Origin of the sequence: Staphylococcus croceilyticus (genome assembly GCF_002902575.1) — a bacterium.
GTDB lineage: Bacteria > Bacillota > Bacilli > Staphylococcales > Staphylococcaceae > Staphylococcus > Staphylococcus croceilyticus.
Genome location: NZ_PPRD01000020.1, coordinates 17,057 through 42,066, shown reverse-complemented (window position 1 = coordinate 42,066; position 25,010 = coordinate 17,057). Strand labels below are relative to the sequence as shown.

23 protein-coding genes, 1 pseudogene and 1 other annotated feature are annotated in these 25,010 nt (G+C 36.0%); of the genes and pseudogenes, 1 reads left to right on the top strand and 23 read right to left on the bottom strand.

The annotated features are described in order from the left end of the window. Window positions 1-73: 73 nt before the first annotated feature. The 4 genes from CD128_RS04325 to CD128_RS04310 form a co-directional block, all read right to left on the bottom strand. Entirely contained in the window at window positions 74-1,033 is a 960-nt protein-coding gene (locus tag CD128_RS04325) for an ornithine cyclodeaminase family protein (RefSeq protein ID WP_103328838.1), read from the bottom strand. A gap of 301 nt (window positions 1,034-1,334) precedes the next feature. Next, window positions 1,335-1,754: an NUDIX hydrolase gene (locus CD128_RS04320; RefSeq protein ID WP_103328837.1), complete on the bottom strand. Its 420-nt coding sequence runs from the start codon at window positions 1,752-1,754 to the stop codon at window positions 1,335-1,337. A 12-nt stretch (window positions 1,755-1,766) separates the two neighbouring features. Further along, on the bottom strand, window positions 1,767-2,273 hold the full coding sequence (locus CD128_RS04315) for a GNAT family N-acetyltransferase (RefSeq protein ID WP_103328836.1): 507 nt from the start codon (window positions 2,271-2,273) through the stop codon (window positions 1,767-1,769). Between the two features lie 129 nt (window positions 2,274-2,402). Then, window positions 2,403-3,593 carry a glycine C-acetyltransferase gene (locus tag CD128_RS04310; RefSeq protein WP_103297573.1) on the bottom strand — a complete coding sequence of 397 codons (1,191 nt, stop codon included), beginning with the start codon at window positions 3,591-3,593 and terminating at the stop codon, window positions 2,403-2,405. 257 nt (window positions 3,594-3,850) lie between these two features. Between CD128_RS04310 and CD128_RS04305 the strand changes: the two are divergent. After that, a pseudogene (locus tag CD128_RS04305) lies at window positions 3,851-5,014 on the top strand (M20 family metallopeptidase). A 209-nt stretch (window positions 5,015-5,223) separates the two neighbouring features. Here the strand turns inward: CD128_RS04305 and tuf are convergent. The 19 genes from tuf to CD128_RS04210 form a co-directional block, all read right to left on the bottom strand. After that, entirely contained in the window at window positions 5,224-6,408 is a 1,185-nt protein-coding gene (tuf, locus tag CD128_RS04300) for an elongation factor Tu (protein ID WP_103328835.1), read from the bottom strand. Window positions 6,409-6,618: 210 nt separating this feature from the next. Further along, window positions 6,619-8,700, bottom strand: coding sequence for an elongation factor G (gene fusA, locus CD128_RS04295; protein WP_103328834.1), 2,082 nt, complete (start codon window positions 8,698-8,700; stop codon window positions 6,619-6,621). A 125-nt stretch (window positions 8,701-8,825) separates the two neighbouring features. After that, the gene (rpsG, locus tag CD128_RS04290; protein ID WP_001137495.1) at window positions 8,826-9,296 is read right to left on the bottom strand and encodes a 30S ribosomal protein S7; all 471 of its coding nucleotides are present in this window, start codon (window positions 9,294-9,296) and stop codon (window positions 8,826-8,828) included. Window positions 9,297-9,366: 70 nt separating this feature from the next. Beyond that, window positions 9,367-9,780, bottom strand: a complete 414-nt coding sequence (gene rpsL, locus CD128_RS04285; protein ID WP_103328833.1) for a 30S ribosomal protein S12 — start codon at window positions 9,778-9,780, stop codon at window positions 9,367-9,369. Window positions 9,781-9,869: 89 nt separating this feature from the next. Then, the gene (locus tag CD128_RS04280) at window positions 9,870-10,130 is read right to left on the bottom strand and encodes a ribosomal L7Ae/L30e/S12e/Gadd45 family protein (protein ID WP_103297568.1); all 261 of its coding nucleotides are present in this window, start codon (window positions 10,128-10,130) and stop codon (window positions 9,870-9,872) included. Between the two features lie 199 nt (window positions 10,131-10,329). After that, a complete protein-coding gene (gene rpoC, locus CD128_RS04275) occupies window positions 10,330-13,923 on the bottom strand; it encodes a DNA-directed RNA polymerase subunit beta' (RefSeq protein WP_167797505.1) in 3,594 nt (1,197 codons plus the stop codon). 197 nt (window positions 13,924-14,120) lie between these two features. Then, window positions 14,121-17,672 carry a DNA-directed RNA polymerase subunit beta gene (rpoB, locus tag CD128_RS04270; protein ID WP_103328831.1) on the bottom strand — a complete coding sequence of 1,184 codons (3,552 nt, stop codon included), beginning with the start codon at window positions 17,670-17,672 and terminating at the stop codon, window positions 14,121-14,123. Window positions 17,673-17,882: 210 nt separating this feature from the next. Further along, entirely contained in the window at window positions 17,883-18,491 is a 609-nt protein-coding gene (locus tag CD128_RS04265) for a class I SAM-dependent methyltransferase (protein WP_103328830.1), read from the bottom strand. A gap of 174 nt (window positions 18,492-18,665) precedes the next feature. Further along, window positions 18,666-19,034, bottom strand: a complete 369-nt coding sequence (gene rplL, locus CD128_RS04260; protein WP_011276720.1) for a 50S ribosomal protein L7/L12 — start codon at window positions 19,032-19,034, stop codon at window positions 18,666-18,668. A gap of 39 nt (window positions 19,035-19,073) precedes the next feature. Then, the gene (gene rplJ, locus CD128_RS04255) at window positions 19,074-19,574 is read right to left on the bottom strand and encodes a 50S ribosomal protein L10 (RefSeq protein WP_103328829.1); all 501 of its coding nucleotides are present in this window, start codon (window positions 19,572-19,574) and stop codon (window positions 19,074-19,076) included. A 39-nt stretch (window positions 19,575-19,613) separates the two neighbouring features. Beyond that, window positions 19,614-19,765: a sequence feature (ribosomal protein L10 leader region), on the bottom strand. A 153-nt stretch (window positions 19,766-19,918) separates the two neighbouring features. Further along, window positions 19,919-20,614, bottom strand: coding sequence for a 50S ribosomal protein L1 (gene rplA / locus CD128_RS04250; protein WP_103328828.1), 696 nt, complete (start codon window positions 20,612-20,614; stop codon window positions 19,919-19,921). 299 nt (window positions 20,615-20,913) lie between these two features. Next, entirely contained in the window at window positions 20,914-21,336 is a 423-nt protein-coding gene (rplK, locus tag CD128_RS04245) for a 50S ribosomal protein L11 (protein ID WP_001832298.1), read from the bottom strand. Window positions 21,337-21,536: 200 nt separating this feature from the next. Next, on the bottom strand, window positions 21,537-22,085 hold the full coding sequence (nusG, locus tag CD128_RS04240; protein WP_103297562.1) for a transcription termination/antitermination protein NusG: 549 nt from the start codon (window positions 22,083-22,085) through the stop codon (window positions 21,537-21,539). A gap of 91 nt (window positions 22,086-22,176) precedes the next feature. Next, entirely contained in the window at window positions 22,177-22,377 is a 201-nt protein-coding gene (gene secE, locus CD128_RS04235) for a preprotein translocase subunit SecE (RefSeq protein ID WP_103297561.1), read from the bottom strand. Window positions 22,378-22,440: 63 nt separating this feature from the next. Beyond that, the gene (rpmG, locus tag CD128_RS04230) at window positions 22,441-22,584 is read right to left on the bottom strand and encodes a 50S ribosomal protein L33 (protein ID WP_103297560.1); all 144 of its coding nucleotides are present in this window, start codon (window positions 22,582-22,584) and stop codon (window positions 22,441-22,443) included. Window positions 22,585-22,691: 107 nt separating this feature from the next. Next, the gene (locus CD128_RS04225; RefSeq protein WP_103328827.1) at window positions 22,692-23,270 is read right to left on the bottom strand and encodes a sigma-70 family RNA polymerase sigma factor; all 579 of its coding nucleotides are present in this window, start codon (window positions 23,268-23,270) and stop codon (window positions 22,692-22,694) included. 70 nt (window positions 23,271-23,340) lie between these two features. Beyond that, complete coding sequence (locus CD128_RS04220; protein WP_103328826.1) at window positions 23,341-23,868, bottom strand: NYN domain-containing protein; 528 nt, start codon at window positions 23,866-23,868, stop codon at window positions 23,341-23,343. Then, entirely contained in the window at window positions 23,865-24,614 is a 750-nt protein-coding gene (rlmB, locus tag CD128_RS04215; RefSeq protein WP_103328825.1) for a 23S rRNA (guanosine(2251)-2'-O)-methyltransferase RlmB, read from the bottom strand. The genes CD128_RS04220 and rlmB overlap by 4 nt, the downstream gene beginning before the upstream one ends. A gap of 5 nt (window positions 24,615-24,619) precedes the next feature. After that, on the bottom strand, window positions 24,620-25,009 hold the full coding sequence (locus CD128_RS04210) for a Mini-ribonuclease 3 (protein WP_103328843.1): 390 nt from the start codon (window positions 25,007-25,009) through the stop codon (window positions 24,620-24,622). Window position 25,010: the final 1 nt, after the last annotated feature.

Here is a 25,010-nt window from a genome sequence, read left to right as displayed (position 1 = left end):
ATAATGATAAAACCGTGTAAATGGTACAATTAAGTGCCATCTACACGGTTTTCTATTTATATATTTCTATTTATTACTTTCCGCTATTTTCCACTGCTTTTTTATAGAAATAATTCGCTACTACAATATCTACAATTGCCAAGCCTACTGACTTAAATAAAGTGACTTCTTTATCATCTTCACGTCCAGGGATTTTACCTGCTACGATATCGCCAAGTTCTCCATATAGTGATTCTTGTGTGATAATACCTTCTTCTTGAGGTACTTTTAAATCACCCGTTTCTTCCATGGCTGCTTCGACAGATTCTACTACAATCTTATTAGCAACTAACATGGATTCAGATGGCAATTCTTGCATTTCTGGTTTGAACGAACCGACTGCATTCAGATGAACGCCAGGATGTAATGAATGCGAATATACTGGTTTTGTTGAATTAGTTGCTGTCACTACGATATCCGCTTCTTCCATTGCATCGTCTGCCTCATCAAATACTTTTGTAGACACGTTATATTCTTTCTCTACATTTTGAGCTAAACGTTCCGCATTTTCTTTAGTTCGACTTGAGAAGTGCACAGTTTCTATGTTTCTAACTGCCATCACTGCTGCAATTAAACCCTCAGCTTGGTCTCCTGCACCAATCACACATAATATTTTCGCATCTTCACGTGCTAAATATTTAGTAGCTACGCCTGAAATTGCACCAGTTCGAATTTTAGTTAAGTAGCTACCATCTAACACCGCTAACGTTTCTCCAGTTTCGTAATCACTTAATAACACAGATCCTGTAATTGTTTTTCTGCCTTTTTTAGGATTATCCGGTGCAAATGTTACAGTTTTGATGCCAACTATTTTTAATTCATCTGAGAGTGCTGGCATAACTAAATATCTATTTTCATTATTGAATGGTAAGACATAGCGTAATGGTGTTTCTGTTTTTCCCTCTGAAAATGCTTGCAACGACTGCGCTACTTCCTCAATGACTTCTTCCATATTCAACAATTGCTGTTGATCTTGCTCATTTAATACTAGCATTTAAACGCCCCCATATATGTATATTCATAATTATTAACTAATTACCCTACAACCAAGTCAAATAAATACATTTTCGAACTTAAAAAAAACAAAACTGTGAATATTAATTTATTTTATAAAAAACATTAACTGAGTATTGTGAAGATGTTTAAATGGTGTTATCTTTATACTATAAATAAAAGGACACTCATTAGAGAAACCTTGCGATTTCATATTACTATGAAACTATTTATAAACTTTTGACGCCAATCATTCTTCACCAGTGAAGAATGATTTTTTCTAAACTAAAAACTATCTAAGTTTAATCCACGTAGCCTTCGTTATAATACGTCGCTTTATTAGACAAGAACTCCTTCAAACTATGATGATAGTAGACTAACTTCTCATCCGCTTCTTCAACTGTTAGCCAACGTAATTCTGCAATTTCATCTTTCATATGGATTTCTGTTTTATACTCATCCACTGTTACTTTAAACATAATAAATAAAGTATGTACATCCATACGAGTTGATTTACCTTCATTGATACTAACGATATCACCTACTTTAGCAGTCAAACCAGTTTCTTCCATCACTTCACGTTCTAATGCTTCCACTAGTGTTTCACCATATTCTACCTTACCACCTGGTAATGACCATCCATCGTCATCTGTATTATGAACAAGTAATACCTCGCCATTTTCATTTTGAATTAATGCGTAAACTACTTTAAGATCTTTCATACACTGTTCCTTTCAATCATTCGGTATTTCAAAGCGACTAACCAAGTTACCATTTTTCTTTGTATAAGGTGTTATTTCGTACCCTCCACAATGTTTCATAACTGCTTGTGAAGCATAATTCTTAGGGTTGCATGTCATTAATACGGTCTCAACATCTAACGTCTTCAAAACTTTTAAAGCTTCTATAAGCATTGTTGAAGCGATACCTTGGCCTCTAAATGATTTCCTTACACCGTAACCTACGTGCCCGCCTATATTAGTTAAACGTTTATTTAATTTATGACGAATATCGACAGCTCCTACAATTTGATTATCTTTAAAATAAAACAATGTTGTGGTAGGCACCCAATCTACATCTGCGTCTTCTTTATTAAGCTCATCAACCATTTGTTTAAAAGAATCGTATTTCGCTAAATCCGTATTAGCTGGTACAATTTTTTCCTCATTGTCATACCACTCTTTTAAATACTGCACTAATGCTTCTTCATCTTGATAACTTAATTGTCTTAATTCATGCATAAACTTATCTCTCTTTCTAAAATGTTTATACGTTATATTATTTTTAGTTTATCACTCTATAATATAAAAAACATCCACAAGCCTAGTAGCCTATGGATGTTATAACATTATTAAAACGTAGTCGTTTTATTATTTAATTGTTCCTAGTTCTTTACCTACTTTTTCATAAGCTGCAATAGCTTTATCTAACATTTCTTTAGTGTGTGCTGCAGTAGGCATATTTCTTACACGACCAGTACCACGTGGAACTGTTGGGAAGACGATAGATTTAACATAGATACCTTCATCTTTAAGACGTTTACTGAATTCTTGTGTTTCTTTTTCGTCACCGATAATTACTGGAGTAATTGGTGTTTCTGATTCGCCAGTATTGAAACCTAATTTTTCTAATCCTTGTTTCAAGTATTTAGCGTTATCCCATAATTTATCATGTAATTCAGTAGAAGCCATTAATTTTCTTACAGCTTCAGTAATAGCTTTAGTGTCGCCAGGCGCTAATGAAGTTGAGAATAAGAATGGTCTTGATTGAGCTTTTAACCAGTCGATAAGTTCTTTACTACCTGCTACATAACCACCAACTACACCAATTGCTTTTGAAAGTGTACCGATTTGGAAGTCGATTTTATCTTGTAAACCGAAATGTTTAACTGTACCTGCACCTTTACCCATTACACCAGAACCGTGTGCATCGTCAACGTATGTGATTAAACCAAATTCTTCAGCGATTTCAACGATTTCTGGTAATTTAGCAACGTCTCCATCCATACTAAATACACCATCAGTGATGTACATAACTTTGTTGTATTGACCAGATTCAACAGCTTCTTTTGCTTTCGCTCTTAAATCGTCCATATCAGAGTGGTTAACACGGATGATTTTAGCTTTTGATAAACGACAACCATCAATAATAGATGCGTGGTTTAATTCATCTGAAAGGATAGCATCATTTTTGTTCATTACTGCTGAAATAGCAGCCATATTACAGTTGAATCCTGATTGATAAGCGATAGCTGCTTCAGTACCTTTAAATTCAGCTAATGTTTTTTCTAATTCATCATGTAAATCTAAAGTACCATTAATTGAACGTACGGCACCCGCACCTACACCATGAGAATCAATTGCTGATTTAGCAGCAGTTTTTAAATCTTCGTTTGTAGCTAGTCCTAAATAGTTATTTGAAGATAAGTTAATATATTGTTTTCCATTGATAGTAATTTCTGGGCCGTTTGCACCTTCAATTGAATCAATTTCATTGTATAACCCATTATCTTTTAAATATTGGATATTTTCTTCTAAAAAGTTGTGTAAAGATTGAACCATTGTCATTTCCCCTTTTATTTATTTATCAACATTATCATAACTGATTTTTGATGAACATGAAAGCACTATCATGCCTGTAAATTCAATATATTTCATATTCTTCATACCATGTACAACTGTATTTTCAATGTGTATTTATTACAGAATTTTAGGTGTTTTAGAACTCCATTTTCAAAAAATAAAAAAAGGAACTATTGAGAGAATTAAGAATTTGATATACTAAAAATCATAATAAAGAGGAAGAAGGCGTGAGTGTAATGGATTGGTTTCAATTAGCCAGTAAAAAGGAAAGTAGAATGATTCAGATGCGTCGTTATATGCATCAATATCCTGAACCTTCTTTCGAGGAAACATAGACGCATAATTATATACTTAATCAATTAAGTCATTTAGATTGCGAAATTGAATCGCCAGTAGGACGTAATGGTATTAAGGCTATATTTAAAGGTAAAGGAAATGGTCCAACTGTAGCGTTCCGAGCTGATTTTGACGCGTTGCCTATACAGGAGTTAAATGATGTTCCTTATAAATCTAAAAATGATGGCTTTATGCATGCATGTGGCCATGACGGACATACAGCCATTCTATTAGGTGTGGCAGAAATTGTTCATGAGCATCGTCATTTATTAAAAGGGAATGTTGTATTTATCTTTCAATATGGCGAGGAAATTATGCCTGGTGGTTCACAAGAAATGATTGATGATGGTTGCCTCAAAGATGTCGATAAAATATATGGAACGCATTTATGGAGTGGTTACCCTACAGGTACCATTTATTCACGTCCTGGGGCGATTATGGCCTCTCCAGATGAATTCTCAATTACAATTAAAGGTAAAGGTGGCCATGGCGCAAAACCTCATGAAACGATTGATCCTATTGTAATTATGGCTGAGTTTATTATTAGTGCACAAAAGATAGTATCACGTACCATCGACCCAGTTAAAGAAGCTGTGTTGACTTTTGGCATGGTACAAGCGGGTTCTTCAGATAGTGTCATTCCAGATTCTGCTTTTTGTAAAGGTACTGTACGTACGTTTGATACAGCGTTACAGGCGCACATTCAAAATAAAATGGATAAGTTATTGCAAGGTCTTGCCTTAGCAAACGATATTACTTATGAGATGGAATATATTCGTGGATACTTACCGGTGCATAATCATAACAGTGGCTATGAGGTAGTGAAACAAGCAGCTAATGAAATGCATTTACGCTTCAATGAATCAGAGCTTATGATGATTGGCGAAGACTTCTCTCATTATTTAAAAGTTCGCCCAGGGGCATTTTTCTTAACAGGTTGTGGCAATAAAGATAGAGGAATTACAGCCCCTCATCATAACCCCCATTTCGATATAGATGAAGCCGCATTTAAGTATGCAGCTAGTGAATTCTTGAAAATATTAGAAATTGAAAACGTGTTTTAAAATTGGATAGAGATTGATTTTATAAAGAAATGTCTTTGTTGACTCTTACATTGAGTTAATCATAGACATTTCTTTATTTATTATAGGATATGAGATTTACACAGTGTAACATGAGAGCGATTAACCGAATAAAAGGCAAAATTGCCCATTTTTATGTATATAAAAAAAGACTCCCCTAAGGGAGTCTTTGAAACAAAGAATAATTAAAATTATTCGATGATTTCAGTTACAACGCCTGATCCTACAGTACGTCCACCTTCACGGATTGAGAAACGAGTACCGTCTTCAATAGCGATAGGAGCGATTAATTCTACTGTCATTTCAACGTTGTCGCCAGGCATAACCATTTCTGTACCTTCTGGTAAGTTAACAACACCAGTTACGTCAGTAGTACGGAAATAGAATTGTGGACGATAGTTTGAGAAGAATGGAGTGTGACGTCCACCTTCGTCTTTAGATAAAACGTATACGTCTGCTTTGAATTTAGTGTGAGGTGTGATTGAACCTGGAGCAGCTAATACTTGACCACGTTGTACGTCTTCACGAGCAACACCACGTAATAATGCACCGATGTTGTCACCAGCTTCAGCGTAGTCTAATAATTTACGGAACATTTCTACACCTGTAACAGTTGTTTTAGAAGTATCATGGATACCAATAATTTCAACTTCTTCACCAACTTTGATTTGACCACGTTCAACACGGCCTGTAGCAACAGTACCACGACCTGTGATTGAGAATACGTCCTCAACAGGCATCATGAATGGTTTGTCAGAATCACGTTCTGGAGTTGGAATATAATCATCAACTGCTTGCATTAATTCTAAGATTTTTTCTTCATATTGAGCATCGCCTTCTAAAGCTTTTAATGCTGAACCAGCGATTACAGGTACATCGTCACCTGGGAAGTCGTATTCAGATAATAAGTCACGTACTTCCATTTCAACTAATTCTAATAATTCTTCATCGTCAACCATGTCAACTTTGTTTAAGAATACTACTAATGCTGGCACACCAACGTTACGTGATAATAAGATGTGTTCACGAGTTTGTGGCATTGGACCGTCAGCAGCAGATACTACTAAGATACCGCCGTCCATTTGAGCAGCACCAGTGATCATGTTTTTAACATAGTCAGCGTGTCCTGGGCAGTCAACGTGAGCATAGTGACGTTTGTCAGTTTGATATTCGATGTGTGCAGTATTGATTGTAATACCACGTTCTTTTTCTTCTGGAGCGTTGTCAATCATGTCATATGATTGTGCAACAGTGTCACCATTTTTAGCTAATACAGTTGCGATAGCAGCTGTTAAAGTAGTTTTACCATGGTCAACGTGACCGATAGTACCAATATTGGCATGTTCTTTTGAGCGATCAAATTTTTCTTTTGCCATTATTAAATCTCTCCTATTCTAGTAAAAGTTATTTCAATATTATCTCTCATGATAGTTTCTCACCATCATGAGAAATAATGATTGTTCTGAAAAGAATTCATAGTTCTTTTATAATGCATTTTTCACAAAAAATCAATTCATAAAGATGATAGCTTAAATAATAAGCTCAAGCTGTATTTTAACTAGATTTACTAGTTAAAACAAGTTTAATTATTCACCTTTATTTTTTTTGATGATGTCATCAGCGATTGATTTTGGAACTTCTGCATAGTGGTCAAAGTACATAGTGTAAGTACCGCGACCTTGAGTGTTAGAACGTAATGAAGTTGCATAACCGAACATTTCTGAAAGTGGTACATAAGCGTTAACAACTTGTGCATTACCACGAGGTTCCATACCATCAACACGTCCACGACGAGCTGTTACGTCACCCATGATGTCACCCATGTATTCTTCAGGCATTTCGATTGTAACTTTCATCATTGGTTCTAAGATAACTGGATCACATTTTTTAGCAGCTTCTTTAAGTGCTAATGATGCAGCAATTTTGAAGGCCATTTCAGATGAATCGACATCATGGTATGAACCATCAAATAATTTAGCTTTAACATCAATTAATGGATAACCAGCTAAGACACCATTTTCCATAGCATCTTTAAGACCAGCTTCAACTGATGGAATGTATTCACGAGGAACTACACCACCAACGATAGCATTTTCGAATTCGAAACCTGCGCCAGTTTCGTTAGGTGTGAATTCAATGTGAACATCACCGTATTGACCACGACCACCAGATTGACGAGAGAATTTACCTTGAACTTGTGCAGATTGCTTGAATGTTTCACGGTATGAAACCATTGGAGCACCTACGTTACATTCAACGTTGAATTCTTTCTTCATACGGTCAACTAAGATGTCTAAGTGTAACTCACCCATACCGCCGATGATAACTTGTCCAGTTTCTTCATCTGTGTGAGCATGGAATGTTGGGTCTTCTTCTTGTAATTTAACTAAAGCTTGAGTCATTTTATCTTGGTCAGCTTTAGATTTTGGTTCTACTGATAAGTGGATAACTGGTTCAGGGAATTCCATTGATTCTAAGATAATGTCATTCTTTTCACCACATAATGTGTCACCAGTACCTGTATCTTTAAGACCAACTGCAGCAGCGATATCACCTGAGTAAACAGTATCAATCTCTTGACGTGAGTTAGCGTGCATTTGTAATAAACGACCTACACGTTCACGTTTGTCTTTAGTTGAGTTCTTAATGTAAGAACCTGATGTTAATGTACCTGAATATACACGGAAGAAAGTTAATTTACCAACGTAAGGGTCAGTCATAACTTTGAATGCTAATGCAGCGAATTCAGCTGAATCATCTGGTTTAGCAATTACTTCTTCTTCAGGATTTTCAGCACGGTGTCCAACGATTGGTTTAACATCTAAAGGAGATGGTAAGTAATCGATTACTGCGTTAAGCATTAATTGAACACCTTTGTTTTTGAATGCTGTACCGCAAAGTACTGGGTAGAATTCTACGTCAGTAGTAGCTTGACGGATAGCATCTTTTAATTCTTCAACTGAAATTTCTTCGTCACCAAGATATTTTTCCATTAATTCGTCATTGCTTTCAGCAACTGCTTCGATTAAGTTAGCACGAGCTTCTTCTGCTCTATCTTTGTGATCGTCAGGAATTTCAATTTCATCAATTTCTGTACCTAAGTCGTTTGTATATTTGAAGCATTTCATTTCAACTAAGTCGATGATAGCTTCAAATTCGTCTTCGGCACCAATTGGTAATTGGATAGGTGCAGCGTTAGCTTGTAAGCGATCGTGAATTGTGCTTACAGAGTAATCGAAGTTTGCACCTAATTTATCCATTTTGTTTACGAATACGATACGAGGTACACCATAAGTAGTAGCCTGACGCCAAACTGTTTCAGTTTGAGGTTCTACACCTGATTGAGCATCAAGTACAGTAACAGCACCGTCAAGTACACGTAATGAACGTTCAACCTCTACAGTGAAGTCTACGTGTCCTGGAGTATCGATAATGTTTACACGGTGGCCTTGCCATTGTGCTGTTGTAGCAGCAGATGTGATAGTAATACCACGGTCTTGTTCTTGTTCCATCCAGTCCATTTGTGAAGCACCTTCGTGTGTTTCACCAATTTTGTGGATACGACCTGTATAGTATAAAATACGTTCAGTCGTAGTTGTTTTACCAGCATCGATGTGAGCCATGATACCGATGTTACGAGTGTTTTTCAATGAAAAGTCTCTAGCCATTGTTTTTCTCCTTCCAGTTATTACTGAATAAGTACTATAGAATATGGCGATGCCCTAAGCATGAACCATCTTAGCTTGGTAAACCAATTTGTCGACGGAACACACTCAGGGTTAAAGCTTTTATCTTACCAACGGTAGTGAGCGAATGCTTTGTTCGCTTCAGCCATTTTGTGAGTATCCTCACGTTTTTTAACTGCACCACCTGTATTATTAGCAGCGTCTAAGATTTCGTTAGCTAAACGATCTTCCATAGTTTTTTCACCACGAAGACGAGCATAGTTAACTAACCAACGTAATCCTAAAGTAGTACGACGTTCTGGGCGTACCTCAACTGGTACTTGGTAGTTAGAACCACCCACACGACGAGCTTTTACTTCTAATACTGGCATAATGTTGTTGATTGCTTCTTCGAATACTTCTAAAGCATCACGACCACTGCGTTGTTCCACAAGGTCAAATGCTGAATAAAGAATTCTTTGAGCTGTTCCGCGTTTACCATCTAACATAATTTTGTTAATTAATTTAGTAACTAACTTAGAGTTATGAATTGGATCTGGTAATACGTCTCTTTTAGGTACTGATCCTTTACGAGGCATAATGAAAATCCTCCCTTCCTATTATAGTATATTCTCAAAAATTGATATTAAAATTTACACAATCTTAATCTTAATTTTTAGGTTTTTTAGTTCCGTATAATGAACGACCTTGTCTACGTCCATCAACGCCTGAAGTATCAAGCGCACCACGTACGATATGGTAACGCACACCAGGTAAGTCTTTTACACGTCCACCACGTACAAGTACAACACTGTGTTCTTGTAAGTTATGGCCGATACCAGGAATGTATGCATTGATTTCAATATTGTTTGATAAACGCACACGTGCATATTTACGTAAAGCTGAGTTAGGTTTTTTAGGTGTCATAGTACCTACACGAGTACAAACACCACGTTTTTGAGGTGAGTTTAAGTTAGTAAATTGTTTCTTTTTACTATTGAAACCTCTGTTTAAAGCTGGTGAATCTGATTTTTTAGTTTTGCTTTGTCTAGGTTTACGTACTAATTGGTTAATAGTTGGCATTGAAATGTCCTCCTCTCTTCACTTTTTAATTCCACACATCCAGGTGGTTCATTTTTAGGTTAAATAAAATTTAGTAAGCAATATACTTACTAATTCTCATTCAATAACGCAACAATTGTTGCATTAACATTGATACCTACATATTTCCCTAAAGCTTGTTTGCTTTGAAAATATGAAATAGATATATTTTTATGATTGATTTGGCTAAATACGCGAGCCAATAAATGGACTTCAACGTCTTGAGCAATAATCAATGATGCAACTTGATCTCGTTTCAACGCTTTAAGCGTTTCTTTAAGACCAACCACAAAGTGTTGTTTGTTAAAGCGTGCAACTTTTTCATTAGACATTAAAATATCCTCCAAAGTTCTGCTTGCATCAACCTTTAATATAGTAACACTTTTAAACATATCAAGTCAACATTTTTTACAGACTTTTTACTCATTTTCAAAAAATAAAGAACGAGAGCGAGGCTTCATTCTCAAAAGATTGATAAGCCCCGTCTCGTCAGTAATGAAGATAAATCTTAAACAGATTTTATCTCATCTATTATTCAGTAACTTCAACTTCTTCAGTTTCAGACACTGGTGTTCCAGCTTTATCATATTGAACGTCACTATAACGTCTCATACCTGTACCAGCTGGGATTAACTTACCGATAATTACGTTCTCTTTAAGACCTAATAAGTCATCACGTTTACCTTTGATAGCAGCATCAGTAAGTACACGAGTAGTTTCTTGGAATGAAGCAGCTGATAAGAAGCTTTCTGTTTCAAGAGAAGCTTTAGTAATACCAAGTAATACTGGCTTAGCAGTAGCTGGGCGTTTACGTTCTTTGAATGCTTCTCTGTTAGCGTCAGTAAAGTTATGAATATCAACTAATGAACCTGGTAATAGTTTAGTGTCACCAGCTTCGATGATTCTAACTTTACGTAACATTTGTCTAACCATTACTTCAACGTGTTTATCGTCGATTTCTACACCTTGCATACGATAAACTTTTTGTACTTCTTTAAGTAAGTAGCTTTCAGTCGCATTTAAACCAGCAACAGCTAAGAAGTTCTTAGGCTCGATAGAACCTTCAGTTAATACTTCACCGCGTTCAACTGATTGACCGATTTCAACTACAATTCTTGAAGTACCTGAAGCTAAGTAAGATCTAGTTTCGTTAGCACCTTTGATCACGATTTCTTGTTGGCGATCTTTAGCTAATTTAATATCTTCAACTACACCTTCGATTTCCGTAATTACCGCTTGACCTTTAGGGTTACGCGCTTCGAAAATCTCTTGGATACGTGGAAGACCTTGTGTGATATCGCTTCCGGCTACCCCACCTGTATGGAATGTACGCATTGTAAGTTGGGTACCTGGTTCACCGATTGATTGAGCGGCGATGGTACCAACTGCTTCACCCACTTCAACTTTTTCACCTGTAGCAAGGTTTTTACCGTAACATTTTTCACAAACACCGTGACGAGTGTTACAAGTAAATGCTGAACGGATGTACATTTGTTCGATACCAGCATCTGTAATTTGCTTAGCAATTTCTGCTGTGATTAATTCGTCTGGACGGATGATAATTTCATCTGTTTCAGGGTGACGAATAGTTTCTTTAGAATAACGACCTTCGATACGTTCGATAAATGGTTCAATCATTTCTGTACCTTCTCTGATATCAGAAACTAATAAACCACGGTCAGTACCACAGTCTTCTTCACGAACGATAACGTCTTGTGCAACGTCAACAAGACGACGAGTAAGGTAACCTGAGTCAGCTGTTTTAAGGGCTGTATCGGCAAGACCTTTACGCGCACCGTGTGTAGAGATGAAGTATTCTAATACTGTTAAACCTTCACGGAATGATGATGTGATTGGTAACTCGATAATTTTACCTGATGGCGCAGCCATTAATCCACGCATACCGGCTAATTGTGTAAAGTTAGATGCGTTACCACGGGCACCAGAGTCACTCATCATGAAGATTGGGTTTGTTTTCTCAAGAGATTGCATTAATTCGCCTTGAATTTGGTCTTTAGCGTCAGTCCAAATTTCAACAACAGCGTTATAACGTTCATCTTCAGTAATTAAACCACGATTAAATTGTTTAGATACACGTTCAACTAATTTTTCGTGTTCATCTAAGATTTGTTGTTTATCTGGAAGTACCACGATGTCAGATACACCAACTGTGATACCTGCTTTAGATGAATATTTGAAACCTAAGTCTTTCATAAGGTCAAGCATCATAGATGTATCTGTAATGCTAAATCTGTTGAAGACTTCAGCGATAATATTTCCTAAGAATTTTTTATTGAATGGTTCAATAAGTTCTTTATCCTCGAAGTATTCTTTAAGACCACCTTCACCTAATTCAGTTGGATTGATGAAGTATTTATCTGGTGTTTGACCTTCAAGGTTAGCTTGACTAGGTTCATTAATGTAAGCAAATGAATCTGGAATGATTTCATTGAAGATAACTTTACCTACTGATGTAACTAAGATCTTATTGTTTTGTTCTTCAGTGAACGTTGGATTGTTAAATGATTTAGCATGTACACCAATACGAGTGTGTAAATGAACATAACCATTTCCATAAGCTTTAAGCACTTCGTTAGTGTCATTGAAAATAACACCAGTGTTAACAGCATCTTTACGTTCTAAAGTTAAGTAATAGTTACCTAATACCATATCTTGTGATGGTGTAACTACTGGTTTACCATCTTTAGGGTTCAAGATATTTTGAGCAGCTAACATTAACATACGAGCTTCAGCTTGTGCTTCTTTAGATAAAGGTACGTGAACGGCCATTTGGTCACCGTCAAAGTCCGCGTTGTAAGCAGTTGTTACAAGTGGGTGAAGACGGATTGCACGACCTTCTACTAAAGTAGGTTCGAATGCTTGGATACCTAATCTGTGAAGTGTAGGTGCACGGTTAAGTAATACAGGGTGTTCTCTAATAACATCCTCTAATACATCCCATACTTCGTCATCCATACGCTCAATTTTACTTTTAGCATTTTTAATGTTTGTAGCAATTTCGCGTTGAACTAATTCTTTCATAACGAATGGTTTGAATAATTCAAGCGCCATTTCTTTAGGTAGACCACATTGATACATTTTCAAGCTTGGTCCTACTGCGATAACTGAACGTCCAGAGTAGTCAACACGTTTACCAAGTAAGTTTTGACGGAAACGACCTTGTTTACCTTTCAACATGTGAGAAAGTGATTTCAATGGTCTGTTACCTGGACCAGTTACTGGACGACCACGACGACCGTTATCAATTAAAGCATCTACTGCTTCTTGTAACATACGTTTTTCGTTTTGAACGATGATACCAGGAGCACCAAGGTCTAATAAACGTTTTAAACGGTTGTTACGGTTGATAACACGACGGTATAAGTCGTTTAAGTCACTTGTAGCAAAACGGCCACCATCTAATTGAACCATTGGACGAATTTCTGGTGGGATGATTGGAAGTACATCTAAAATCATCCATGAAGGATTGTTACCAGAATTTCTAAATGATTCTACAACTTCTAAACGTTTGATGGCACGAGTTAATCTTTGACCAGTCGCAGATTCTAACTCATCACGTAACGTTTTTAATTCTTCGTCTAAGTTAATTTCTTCTAATAAGTCTTTAATACCTTCAGCACCCATTTTAGCTACAAATTGGCCTGGGTATTTATCATAGTAATCTCTGAATTCTGCTTCAGATAATAGAGATTTTTTCTCTAAACCAGTTGGACCTGGATCTACTACAACATAAGAAGCGAAGTAAATAACTTCTTCTAATGCTCTAGGAGACATGTCTAATAAAAGACCCATGCGACTTGGGATACCTTTGAAATACCAAATATGAGATACAGGAGCTGCTAATTCAATATGTCCCATTCTTTCACGACGTACTTTAGATTTAGTTACTTCTACGCCACATCTATCACATACCATGCCTTTGTAACGTACACGTTTGTACTTACCACAACTACATTCCCAGTCTTTTGTAGGTCCAAATATTCTTTCACAGAAAAGACCATCTTTTTCTGGTTTCAAAGTACGATAGTTAATTGTTTCAGGTTTTTTAACTTCACCGTAAGACCAAGAACGGATTTTTTCAGGTGAGGCTAAACCGATTTTCATATAATGGAAATTATTTACATCAATCAAGGAGCCTACCTCCTTCAATTTAGATTAGCTGTGCTATTTGATTGATTCACATTTATTGAAACTAAAAATAAGTCAGAAAAGATAGCGTCTAGGAAAGTTAAAGTAGGGACCTTAACTTTCCTTAGAACCTTTATCTTTTACTTCGTATTATTTCTATACTTAATTGCTAATTAGTCAGTAGTTTCTTTTTGAGTTTCTGGAACATCTTTTTGTTGTAAGTCTACTTTGCGCTCAGTTGCATCTTCATCGTCAACGTCAGCCATTTCGATTTCGTTATCATGTTCATCCATTACTTTTACATCTAAACCTAAACTTTGTAATTCTTTCATCAATACGCGGAATGATTCTGGAACACTTGGTCTAGAGATGTTTTCACCTTTAACGATAGCTTCGTAAGTTTTAACACGACCTACAGTATCGTCAGATTTGTAAGTTAGGATTTCTTGTAATGTGTATGCAGCACCGTATGCTTCAAGTGCCCATACCTCCATCTCACCGAAACGTTGTCCACCGAATTGTGCTTTACCACCAAGTGGTTGTTGTGTAACAAGTGAGTATGGACCAGTTGAGCGAGCGTGTAATTTGTCGTCAACCATGTGTGCAAGTTTAAGCATGTACATTACACCAACAGAGATACGGTTATCGAATGGTTCACCAGTACGACCATCGTATAAGACAGTTTTACCGTCACGAGCCATACCAGCTTCTTCAATTGTTGACCATACATCATCATCGTTAGCACCATCGAATACTGGTGATGCAACATGGATACCTAAGTTTTTAGCAGCCATACCTAAGTGTAACTCTAAAACTTGTCCGATGTTCATACGTGATGGTACACCAAGTGGGTTTAACATGATATCAATTGGACGTCCATCTGGTAAGTAAGGCATATCTTCTTCAGGAACGATCTTAGAGATAACCCCTTTGTTACCGTGACGACCACACATTTTGTCCCCAACATGGATTTTACGTTTTTGAACGATATAAACACGTACTAATTGGTTTACACCTGGTGATAAAGTATCATCGCCCTCTTCACGATTGAATACTTTAACATCTAGTACGATACCGCCTGCACCATGTGGTACACGTAATGATGTATCACGTACTTCACGTGCTTTTTCACCGAAGATAGCGTGTAATAATCTTTCTTCAGCTGTTAATTCAGTTACACCTTTAGGCGTTACTTTACCCACTAAGATGTCACCGTCTTTAACTTCAGCACCAACATAAACGATACCGCGATCGTCTAAGTTTTTAAGTGCATTTTCAGAAACGTTAGGAATATCACGAGTGATTTCTTCAGGTCCTAGTTTAGTATCACGCGCTTCTGATTCATATTCTTCAATATGAATTGAAGTGTAAACGTCATCTTTAACTAAACGTTCACTCATGATTACAGCATCCTCGTAGTTATAACCGTCCCAAGTCATGAAACCAACTACAACGTTACGGCCTAAAGCCATTTCGCCTAGTTCCATTGAAGGTCCGTCAGTTAAGATTTCGTTGTATTCAACTACATCGCCAACAGAAACGATTGGACGTTGGTTGTAACAAGTACCTGAGTTAGAACGTTTGAATTTAGCTAATGGGTAACGGTCTAATTCACCTTCGTGTTCAGTACCGTTCTCTTCAACTAAACGACGTACTAATACTTCATTAGATTCAACGTGTTCAACACGACCTCTGTGTTTAGCAGTGATTGCCGCACCTGAGTCACGTGCTGCTACGTGTTCCATACCAGTACCTACGAAAGGTGCTTCTGGATTCATCAATGGTACCGCTTGACGTTGCATGTTCGCACCCATTAACGCACGGTTAGAGTCATCGTTTTCTAAGAATGGGATACATGCTGTCGCAGCTGATACTACTTGTTTAGGAGATACGTCCATGTAGTCCATTTTTTCTTTAGCCATAACTGTGTTGTTACCACGGAAACGACAAACAACTTCGTCGTCTAAGAAACGGCCATTTTCATCTAAGCGAGAGTTCGCTTGGGCAACTACATAGCTATCTTCTTCATCAGCTGTTAAGTAATCGATTTGATCTGTAATAGAGTTAGTATCTAAGTCTACTTTACGATATGGTGTTTCAATGAAACCAAATTCATTAACACGCGCATAACTTGATAATGAGTTAATCAAACCAATGTTTGGTCCCTCTGGTGTCTCGATAGGACACATACGACCATAGTGAGAATAGTGAACGTCACGTACTTCCATTTGAGCACGTTCACGTGTTAAACCACCAGGTCCTAAGGCAGAAAGACGACGTTTATGTGTTAACTCAGCTAATGGGTTAGCTTGGTCCATGAATTGAGATAATTGAGAGCTACCGAAGAACTCTTTAATTGATGCAATTACAGGACGGATATTGATTAATTGTTGTGGCGTAATTGAATCTGTGTCTTGAATTGACATTCTTTCACGTACAACACGTTCCATTCTTGATAAACCGATGCGGAATTGGTTTTGTAAAAGTTCACCAACTGAACGTAAACGACGGTTACCTAAATGGTCAATATCATCTGTATAACCAATGCCATTTAATAAGTTAAAGAAATAACTCATTGAGGCAATGATGTCAGCAGGAGTAATACATTTCACTTCTGAATCTGGTAAAGCATTACCGATTACAGTAGTTGTACGCTCTTCTTCATCATTTGGTACATATACTTTAATAGATTGAATTTCAACAGGTTCGTCAATAACGCTACCTTCTAATTCAAACACTTCACTATTAGCATTTGTTTCTAAAACTTCCATAATTTCGTCTAATTTACGACGGTCTAAAACTGTGCCTTCTTCAGCAACAATTTCACCAGTTTCGCTATTAACGATTGGTTCAGCTAATTTTTGGTTGAATAAACGGTGTTTTAAGTGTAATTTTTTGTTTGTTTTGTAACGACCAACACTTGCTAAATCATAACGTTTAGGGTCGAAGAAACGTGAGTATAATAGACTCTTAGCATTTTCAACTGTTGGTGGTTCACCAGGACGTAAACGTTCATAAATTTCTAATAATGCTTGTTCAGTATTTTCAGTGCTGTCTTTTTCAAGTGTGTTGCGTAAATACTCACTATCACCTAATAAATCAATAATTTCTTGATCATTAGAGAAACCTAAAGCACGTAATAATACTGTTAAAGGTAATTTACGTGTTCTATCAATACGAACATAAACTACATCTTTAGCATCAGTTTCGTATTCTAACCATGCACCACGGTTAGGAATGATTGTCGCATCATAATTTTCGCGACCATTTTTGTCGATTTTTTCATTGAAATAAACGGATGGTGAACGTACTAATTGAGAAACGATAACACGTTCTGCACCATTAATTACAAACGTACCTGTATCCGTCATTAATGGGAAGTCACCCATGAACACTTCTTGTTCTTTGACTTCTCCAGTTTCTTTGATAATTAGACGTACTTTAACACGAAGAGGTGCAGCATAAGTAGCGTCACGGTTTTTAGATTCTTCTAAATCATATTTTGGTTCACCTAATCTGTAATCTACAAATTCTAAAGAAAGGTTACCAGTGAAATCTTCAATTGGTGAAATGTCACGGAACATTTCTAATAAACCTTCTTTTAAGAACCAGTCGTAAGATTTAGTTTGAATTTCTATTAAGTTTGGTAATTCTAATACTTCTGAAATTCTCGCATAATTTCTACGTTTACGATGTCTTCCATATTGGACAACTTGACCTGCCAAACAGATTCACCCCTCAAATATTGCGTGCTAAACTGATACACAAAACAAAAAGTCGCATAACAAGACAAAAAGAAAACGGCAACACAACTGATGACACCATTTTCGATTCTGCAATTATTCTTGTTTTACGTACTCATTTTGCGTAAAAGTACACACTTATTGAACATAAATTTTTACATTTTATAACTATATCAGAATACTACCTTGAAATCAACCTTTTCGACTTTTCAAGATGTAGTAGCCTTTATTTTTATTCACAGTTTCTACATTATTAAATATCTCTTCCATTTTCTTTTTAGCAGAAGGCATACCTTGTTTCTTTTGAATGACCACATATAATTCACCTTGATCTTTTAACTTTGAATATGCCTCTTCAAAAATACGATGAACAACCTCTTTACCTGCACGGATAGGAGGATTAGTTAAAACAAAATCATAACTATTATCTTCAACTTGCGATAAGCCATCACTTTCTTTTATCTCTACATTATCTATGTGATTCGCTTTTCTATTCTTTTCAGCTAAGTTTAAAGCACGTTGATTCACATCAACCATTGTGATGTGATGATGTGGTGAAACTTTTGCAATCATCAGACCAATTGGCCCATAACCACAGCCAACATCAATAACCTTTTTGCTTGGACCTGGAGGATGTTCATTTAGAAATGTTTGAACAAGCGTATCAGAACCAAAGTCAACTTTCCCTTTAGAGAACACACCAGCATCCGTAGTTAAAGTTAATTCATGTTGGTGATAATGGTAATGAATCACCTTTTCATCACTTTGAACTTCAGGATTCTCATCATAATAATGCCCCATTATTACACCTCTCTATCATTGTTCATCTTTTATTTGCTAGAAAATGAAGTAAAAACCCCGTTATCGTGATAACGGGGTTTTAATTTCTCAAAGAATTCAAGCTATCTTAGCCTCTTTGCTTTAGAAAGTAATGAGTTATATAGATAACTTTAATATTAAGTTAAGATACTAGAATTATTTTAATTCTACAGTAGCTCCAACTTCTTCTAATTGTTCTTTAAGTTTTTCAGCTTCTTCTTTAGCAACGCCTTCTTTGATTACTTTAGGAGCGTTGTCAACTAATTCTTTAGCATCTTTTAAGCCTAAGCCAGTTGCTTCTTTAACAGCTTTAACAACTTTGATTTTTGAAGATCCAGCTGAAGTTAATTCAACGTCAAATTCAGTTTTTTCAGCTGCTGCGTCGCCGCCACCAGCTGCACCAGCTGCTGCTACAGGAGCTGCTGCTGTTACACCAAATTCTTCTTCAATTGCTTTTACTAAATCGTTTAATTCTAATACTGACATTTCTTTAATTGCTTCAATGATTTGTTCTTGATTAGCCATTTTATTATTCCTCCATTTATTTTAATATTTTACGCGCAGTTATTCAGCGCTTTCTTCTTTTTGTTCTCCAACAGCTTTAACCGCATAAGCGAAGTTGCGTACTGGAGCTTGTAATACTGATAAAAGCATAGATACAAGACCATCGTGTGAAGGTAATGAACCAACAGTTTTAACTTCTTCTGCTGAGATAACGCTACCTTCCATAACGCCTGTTTTAATTTCTAAAGCTTCGTGTTCTTTAGCAAATCCTGCGATAACTTTCGCTGGAGCAACTACATCTTCAGTAGAAGTAGCGATCGCTGTAGGACCAGTTAAGAATTCATCTAAGCCTTCGATACCTGCTTGTTCAGCTGCACGACGAACCATTGTGTTTTTGTATACTTTATACTCAACACCAGCTTCACGTAATTGTGAACGAAGTTCCGTTACTTCGGCAACAGTTAAGCCACGGTAGTCAACGATAACAGTTGAAACTGAATTTTTAAGTTGTTCAGCAATAACATCAACTTGTTGTTTTTTAGCTTCAATAATAGCAGACATTCAGACACCTCCATTTTTATTTTTGGTGCTTTTTTTTATTTTTCAATAAAAAAAGCACTTTCTACCCACGGCAAAAAGTGCTTGAAAGATCATTTTAATAATCATCACGTTCAAGTCAATTTAGCCTCGGTAGGATAAATTTTAAGTTATTATATAACTCCTACTGTCTTAGGTAAAATAATCACAATAAGTAATATAACCTGTTTATTGTGATATGTCAACATTTTTTTAAAGACTGAAAGAAATTAATTTTAAACTTCTTAAGCAAATATATAATCATATGTGCTATGCCGAAATTACATCAAATTCTCTCAGTCTTTAATCTATATCATATATTATTTAAATTATAATTTGAATGAAGCAGTGTCTACTTTAACTCCAGGACCCATTGTTGTAGTTACAGCAACAGATTTGAAGTAAGTACCTTTAGCTGAAGATGGTTTAGCTTTTGTTAACACATCTTGTAAAGCTTTAAAGTTTTCAACTAATTGTTCATCGCTGAATGAAACTTTACCGATTGAAGCATGTACGATACCAGCTTTTTCAGCACGGTATTCAACTTTACCAGCTTTGATTTCTTCAACAGCTTTTTTAACGTCCATAGTTACTGTACCAGTTTTAGGGTTTGGCATTAAACCTTTAGGTCCTAATACACGACCTAATTTACCAACTTCGCCCATCATGTCTGGAGTAGCTACTACTACGTCAAAGTCGAACCAACCTTGTTGGATTTTTTGCACATATTCAGATTCACCTACGTAATCTGCGCCTGCTGCTTCTGCTTCAGCGACTTTGTCACCTTTAGCAAATACTAATACACGTTGTGATTTACCAGTACCGTTTGGTAATACTACTGCACCACGGATTTGTTGGTCATTTTTACGTGTATCAATTCCTAAACGGAAAGCTACTTCAACTGATGCGTCAAAGTTAGCAATGCTTGTTTCTTTAGCTAAGCTGATTGCTTCTTCAACACTATAGTGTTTAGTACGATCAACTTTATTAGCTGCTTCTTGATACTTTTTACCTTTTTTAGCCATTTATTGTTCCTCCTTTAGTGGTTTTAGCGGAATTTCCTCCCACGCTTACTTGTGTATTACACAAGTTAAGAGCAGATAACAGATGAATATTTCACGTTTCAAATTACCTTAAGGTTTCAAAACTTACAAAATTCATCACAGACAATATTATTGGTTGTCGTTTCTGTTACCTGCCATCGTCTAACGAGGTTTACACATAATCGTTTATACTCTAAGAACCGATTAACGGCGTCCTAAAAACAAACTTTTGTTTCAACCTCTTAATTTTATTTCGATAATCTAACTTTTATGTTCAAAAATTATTGTACAGTGATACCCATACTACGTGCAGTACCTTCGATAATACGCATAGCTGCTTCTTCGTCTGCAGCGTTTAAGTCTTGCATTTTAGTTTGTGCAATTTCACGTACTTGATCTTTAGTTACTGTAGCAACTTTAGTTTTGTTAGGTTCACCAGAACCTTTTTCTACGCCAGCTGCTTTTTTAAGTAGTACTGGAGCCGGTGGAGTTTTAGTAATGAATGTAAATGAACGGTCTTCATATACACTAATTTCTACCGGAATGATTAAACCTGCTTGTTCTTGCGTACGTGCGTTGAATTCTTTACAGAATCCCATGATATTCACACCTGCTTGACCTAATGCTGGACCAACTGGTGGTGCTGGGTTCGCTTTACCTGCAGGAATTTGTAATTTAACTACTTTTTCTACTTTTTTAGCCACGATGTGCACCTCCTTGATATCGTGATGTGGTCACAGGGCTCAGTTTTGCCCTCCCACTCATAAACATTTCGTGACGAAATGAGCGTTCTAAAAACGCGACCACATTATTTTAACACTGAATTCACTTAAAAATCAATAGTAAAATTTCATCTTTTTTAAGAGACTTTGTTTTTCAGTGTCTTTTTTCTTCTGATTAAAATTTATAATTTTTCAACTTGATCAAATTCAACTTCAACTGGTGTTTCTCTACCAAACATATCAACTAATACAGTTAATTTAAATTTATCAGGTTCAATTTCTTGTACTTCGCCTACTTGATTAGCGAAAGGACCAGATTTAATACGAACTTGTTCACCAATGTCTAATTCGACATCAATAGTTTTTTCTTTAAGACCCATTTGTTTTAAAATAAATCTCATTTCTTCTGGAAGTAATGGATTAGGCTTAGAACCTGCACCTGCTGAACCAACGAAACCAGTTACGCCTGGTGTGTTACGTACAACGTACCATGACTCATCTGTCATAACTAGTTCTACTAACACATAACCAGGAAATGTTTTCTTAACTTGTTTTTTAGCTTTTCCATCTTTAACTTGTGTTTCTTCCTCTTCAGGTATGACAACTCTAAAAATTTGCTCTGTCATATTCATTGATTCTACTCTTTTTTCTAAATTCTTTTTAACTTTATTTTCATATCCAGAATACGTATGCACGGCATACCAACGCTTTGCGCCGACTTCTTCAGACATGTTGTCACTCCTTCTCTCAGACTTCAGATAAAACTTTCAGTCTTTATACTTAAAATTACATTGTCGATAAACTTATTTTTAATTATTACTCTTATCTAAATAATTGAATTAAATTACCAATACCTACGTCTAACAACCAGAAAAACACCATGAAGAAAATTACTGTAGATACTACGATTACAGTATATTTGAAAAGTTCTTCTTTAGTAGGCCAACTCGTTTTTTCCATTTCACTTTTAACGCCTTGGAAGAAACTTTCTTTTTCTTTACCTGTGCCTTTATCTTTAGCCATCAAAATTACCTCCATACTTACCGTTGATTAGCCATCTATCTAAAATATTACTCATTACCAAGCTTATTTTGACTCTTTATGAGTCGTATGAGCGTTACATCTTGGACAATATTTTTTTAATTCTAATCTCGTTGCAGAATTTTCATTTTTCGGGACATTATAATTTCTGTTACCGCAAACTTCACAAATTAAAGGTACTTTTTTCACAACAATTCACCTTTACTCATTTTAATACCAGTATACTATACATAAATTTCACAAGAAATGTCAAACTAGCACAGTAGTGCCGTTGCTTTAATTAGCTAGCAATAATACTAATTTAAATAGTTTCTCATTTTCATTTTACAACGTTGAATACTATTGTAAACTACTTTATCTTTAATGTTTAACTTTCTAGCTATCTCTGTTGGAGAATAATCACTTAACATTAATTGCGCTACACGTCTTTCTAAGTCACTCAAATACAATAAGCTCTCACGTATTTCCTCGCTTTGAGCTTGTGTTAAGCAATATGCTTCAGTTTGGTTAGAAGATTTGTTCCATTTATATCTCACAACATATTCATTTATTAAAGATTCATTTCTATTAGCCTCTGCATATCTTTTTCTCCAAAAATCATTCCTAAGCGAGCGAACCATACAATTCAAGTAGTGCTCAAATGGAATGTTTAGCGTAAAATCAAAAGTTTGCAGTGACAAATACGTTCTAATAAATAATTCTTGTACTAAATCTTCAATATCTGAAACAGACACACCCGCTTGCTTAAACTTTATTGAAAGACTTAAATGTAACTGGCTTACTATAAATGTAAATAATTGTTCTTGTTCACGACGATTTGTACTTTGTTGGAAGTTAATGAATGCTTGTTCTAGTTGTTTGAAATTTTGAGTCATACACTATACCTTTCATATTAAATTAGGCATAGTGTATAAAGGACTGATATTAAATGGCAAGTGGCCAACTTTACTCTTTTTTATGGTTGCCACGTCTTATTTTTTCAAATTCTGCTAAAACATCATTTGATAGCGAAATTCGAGTTCTTGGCTTACTTTCACTAAAATCATCTAAAGACTTACTCACTGTGATTGCATTTTCTTTCAAATCACGCCACATTTCTCTAGATGACACACGATAGGCACCCGCGCCAAATATCGCATGTTGTTCACTCATATCACTCGTTACAACTGTGATATGCGTTGTATGCTTATTATACAAATTATAAACATAGCGTTCGATATAGCTATCTGCAGTTTCTTTTTCTTTAGTAAAAACTGTCTTCACACCGTGATAAATATACTCTCTTTCAATACCTGATTGTTCATAAGCATCAAATACACATACAATCTCATCTGCAACAACAGCATTATAATTGGCAATGGCATCAAGCAATTGTTCACGTGCTTCTTGTAAATTCTCACGTGCAATCTTACTCAATTTTTGAGATTGCCCTATCATATTATAGCCATCGATAATTAAATATCTATCCTTCATGCGTTATCTCCGAGTTGATGTCTTTTACGATACACTTCATACATCATTAAACTGGCTGCTACTGACGCATTAAGGCTATTAACATGACCAACCATTGGTATCTTAATATAGAAATCACATTTATCTTTAACTAATCGACTCATACCTTGACCTTCACTACCAATCACTATCGCTAACGGCATATCTGCTGCCATCTCACGATAATCAGTAGCATTATCCGCTTCAGCACCAGCTACCCAGTAACCATTGTCTTTCAACTCATCGATTGTTTTAGCTAAGTTAGTCACACGCATTACTGGTACGTGTTGAATGGCACCTGTTGATGCTTTTGCCACTGTTTGAGTTAAGGCAACAGAACGTCTTTTAGGTATGATGACACCATCGACACCACTAGCATCAGCAGTTCTCAGAATAGATCCTAAGTTATGTGGGTCTTCAAGACCATCTAAAATAACAACTGTAGATAGACCTTCTTTTTCTTTTTGCGCTTTAACAAATTGATCGAAATCTGCATATTCGTATGGTGCAATTAATGCTGCTACACCTTGATGAGGTGCATTTGCTAAATTATCTAATTTCGATTTTGGCACTGTTTGAACAATTAATTTTTGTTCTTTTGCATTTTGTAAGATGTCATTAATTTGTTGTTTTCTTATGCCTTCTTGAATCCAAATTTTATTGATGGTATGTCCAGAGACAATCGCTTCTTTAACAGCGTGTCTACCAACAATTACGATATCTTCCACTGATTTCACTCCCTTTCATTGACTAATTGAACAATTTCATCAAGCAACGCTTCTAATCTAGTCTCTTGATGATCTAAATATAAAAATCCTATGACTGCTTCTAAGCCTGAACTTTTGCGATATGTTTGTATATCTGTATTTTTAGCTTTGGTATAACTTTTAGCATTACGACCTCTTTTAACGATGTCCATTTCCTCGTCCGTAAACCATTGTGCTTCAATCAACGTTTCCAATGTTTGCGCCTGACTTTTAGCAGAAACATAACGCTTAGATACTTGATGTAAACGGTTAGGTTTACTTTGTAATTTCAAGACAATATAACGTCGCACATGTTGATCCAATACTGCATCCCCCATATATGCTAACGTTAAAGGGTTTAATAATTTTGGCTCCATA

What these genes read in the sequence shown, in the direction of transcription:
- CD128_RS04325 (WP_103328838.1), bottom strand. Translation starts at nt 1,033, where the DNA reads ATGCTAGTATTAAATGAGCAAGATCAACAGCAATTGTTGAATATGGAA.
- CD128_RS04320 (WP_103328837.1), bottom strand. Translation starts at nt 1,754, where the DNA reads ATGAAAGATCTTAAAGTAGTTTACGCATTAATTCAAAATGAAAATGGC.
- CD128_RS04315 (WP_103328836.1), bottom strand. Translation starts at nt 2,273, where the DNA reads ATGCATGAATTAAGACAATTAAGTTATCAAGATGAAGAAGCATTAGTG.
- CD128_RS04310 (WP_103297573.1), bottom strand. Translation starts at nt 3,593, where the DNA reads ATGGTTCAATCTTTACACAACTTTTTAGAAGAAAATATCCAATATTTA.
- tuf (WP_103328835.1), bottom strand. Translation starts at nt 6,408, where the DNA reads ATGGCAAAAGAAAAATTTGATCGCTCAAAAGAACATGCCAATATTGGT.
- fusA (WP_103328834.1), bottom strand. Translation starts at nt 8,700, where the DNA reads ATGGCTAGAGACTTTTCATTGAAAAACACTCGTAACATCGGTATCATG.
- rpsG (WP_001137495.1), bottom strand. Translation starts at nt 9,296, where the DNA reads ATGCCTCGTAAAGGATCAGTACCTAAAAGAGACGTATTACCAGATCCA.
- rpsL (WP_103328833.1), bottom strand. Translation starts at nt 9,780, where the DNA reads ATGCCAACTATTAACCAATTAGTACGTAAACCTAGACAAAGCAAAACT.
- CD128_RS04280 (WP_103297568.1), bottom strand. Translation starts at nt 10,130, where the DNA reads ATGTCTAATGAAAAAGTTGCACGCTTTAACAAACAACACTTTGTGGTT.
- rpoC (WP_167797505.1), bottom strand. Translation starts at nt 13,923, where the DNA reads ATGAAAATCGGTTTAGCCTCACCTGAAAAAATCCGTTCTTGGTCTTAC.
- CD128_RS04265 (WP_103328830.1), bottom strand. Translation starts at nt 18,491, where the DNA reads ATGGGGCATTATTATGATGAGAATCCTGAAGTTCAAAGTGATGAAAAG.
- rplL (WP_011276720.1), bottom strand. Translation starts at nt 19,034, where the DNA reads ATGGCTAATCAAGAACAAATCATTGAAGCAATTAAAGAAATGTCAGTA.
- rplJ (WP_103328829.1), bottom strand. Translation starts at nt 19,574, where the DNA reads ATGTCTGCTATTATTGAAGCTAAAAAACAACAAGTTGATGTTATTGCT.
- rplA (WP_103328828.1), bottom strand. Translation starts at nt 20,614, where the DNA reads ATGGCTAAAAAAGGTAAAAAGTATCAAGAAGCAGCTAATAAAGTTGAT.
- nusG (WP_103297562.1), bottom strand. Translation starts at nt 22,085, where the DNA reads ATGTCTGAAGAAGTCGGCGCAAAGCGTTGGTATGCCGTGCATACGTAT.
- secE (WP_103297561.1), bottom strand. Translation starts at nt 22,377, where the DNA reads ATGGCTAAAGATAAAGGCACAGGTAAAGAAAAAGAAAGTTTCTTCCAA.
- CD128_RS04225 (WP_103328827.1), bottom strand. Translation starts at nt 23,270, where the DNA reads ATGACTCAAAATTTCAAACAACTAGAACAAGCATTCATTAACTTCCAA.
- CD128_RS04220 (WP_103328826.1), bottom strand. Translation starts at nt 23,868, where the DNA reads ATGAAGGATAGATATTTAATTATCGATGGCTATAATATGATAGGGCAA.
- CD128_RS04210 (WP_103328843.1), bottom strand. Translation starts at nt 25,009, where the DNA reads ATGGAGCCAAAATTATTAAACCCTTTAACGTTAGCATATATGGGGGAT.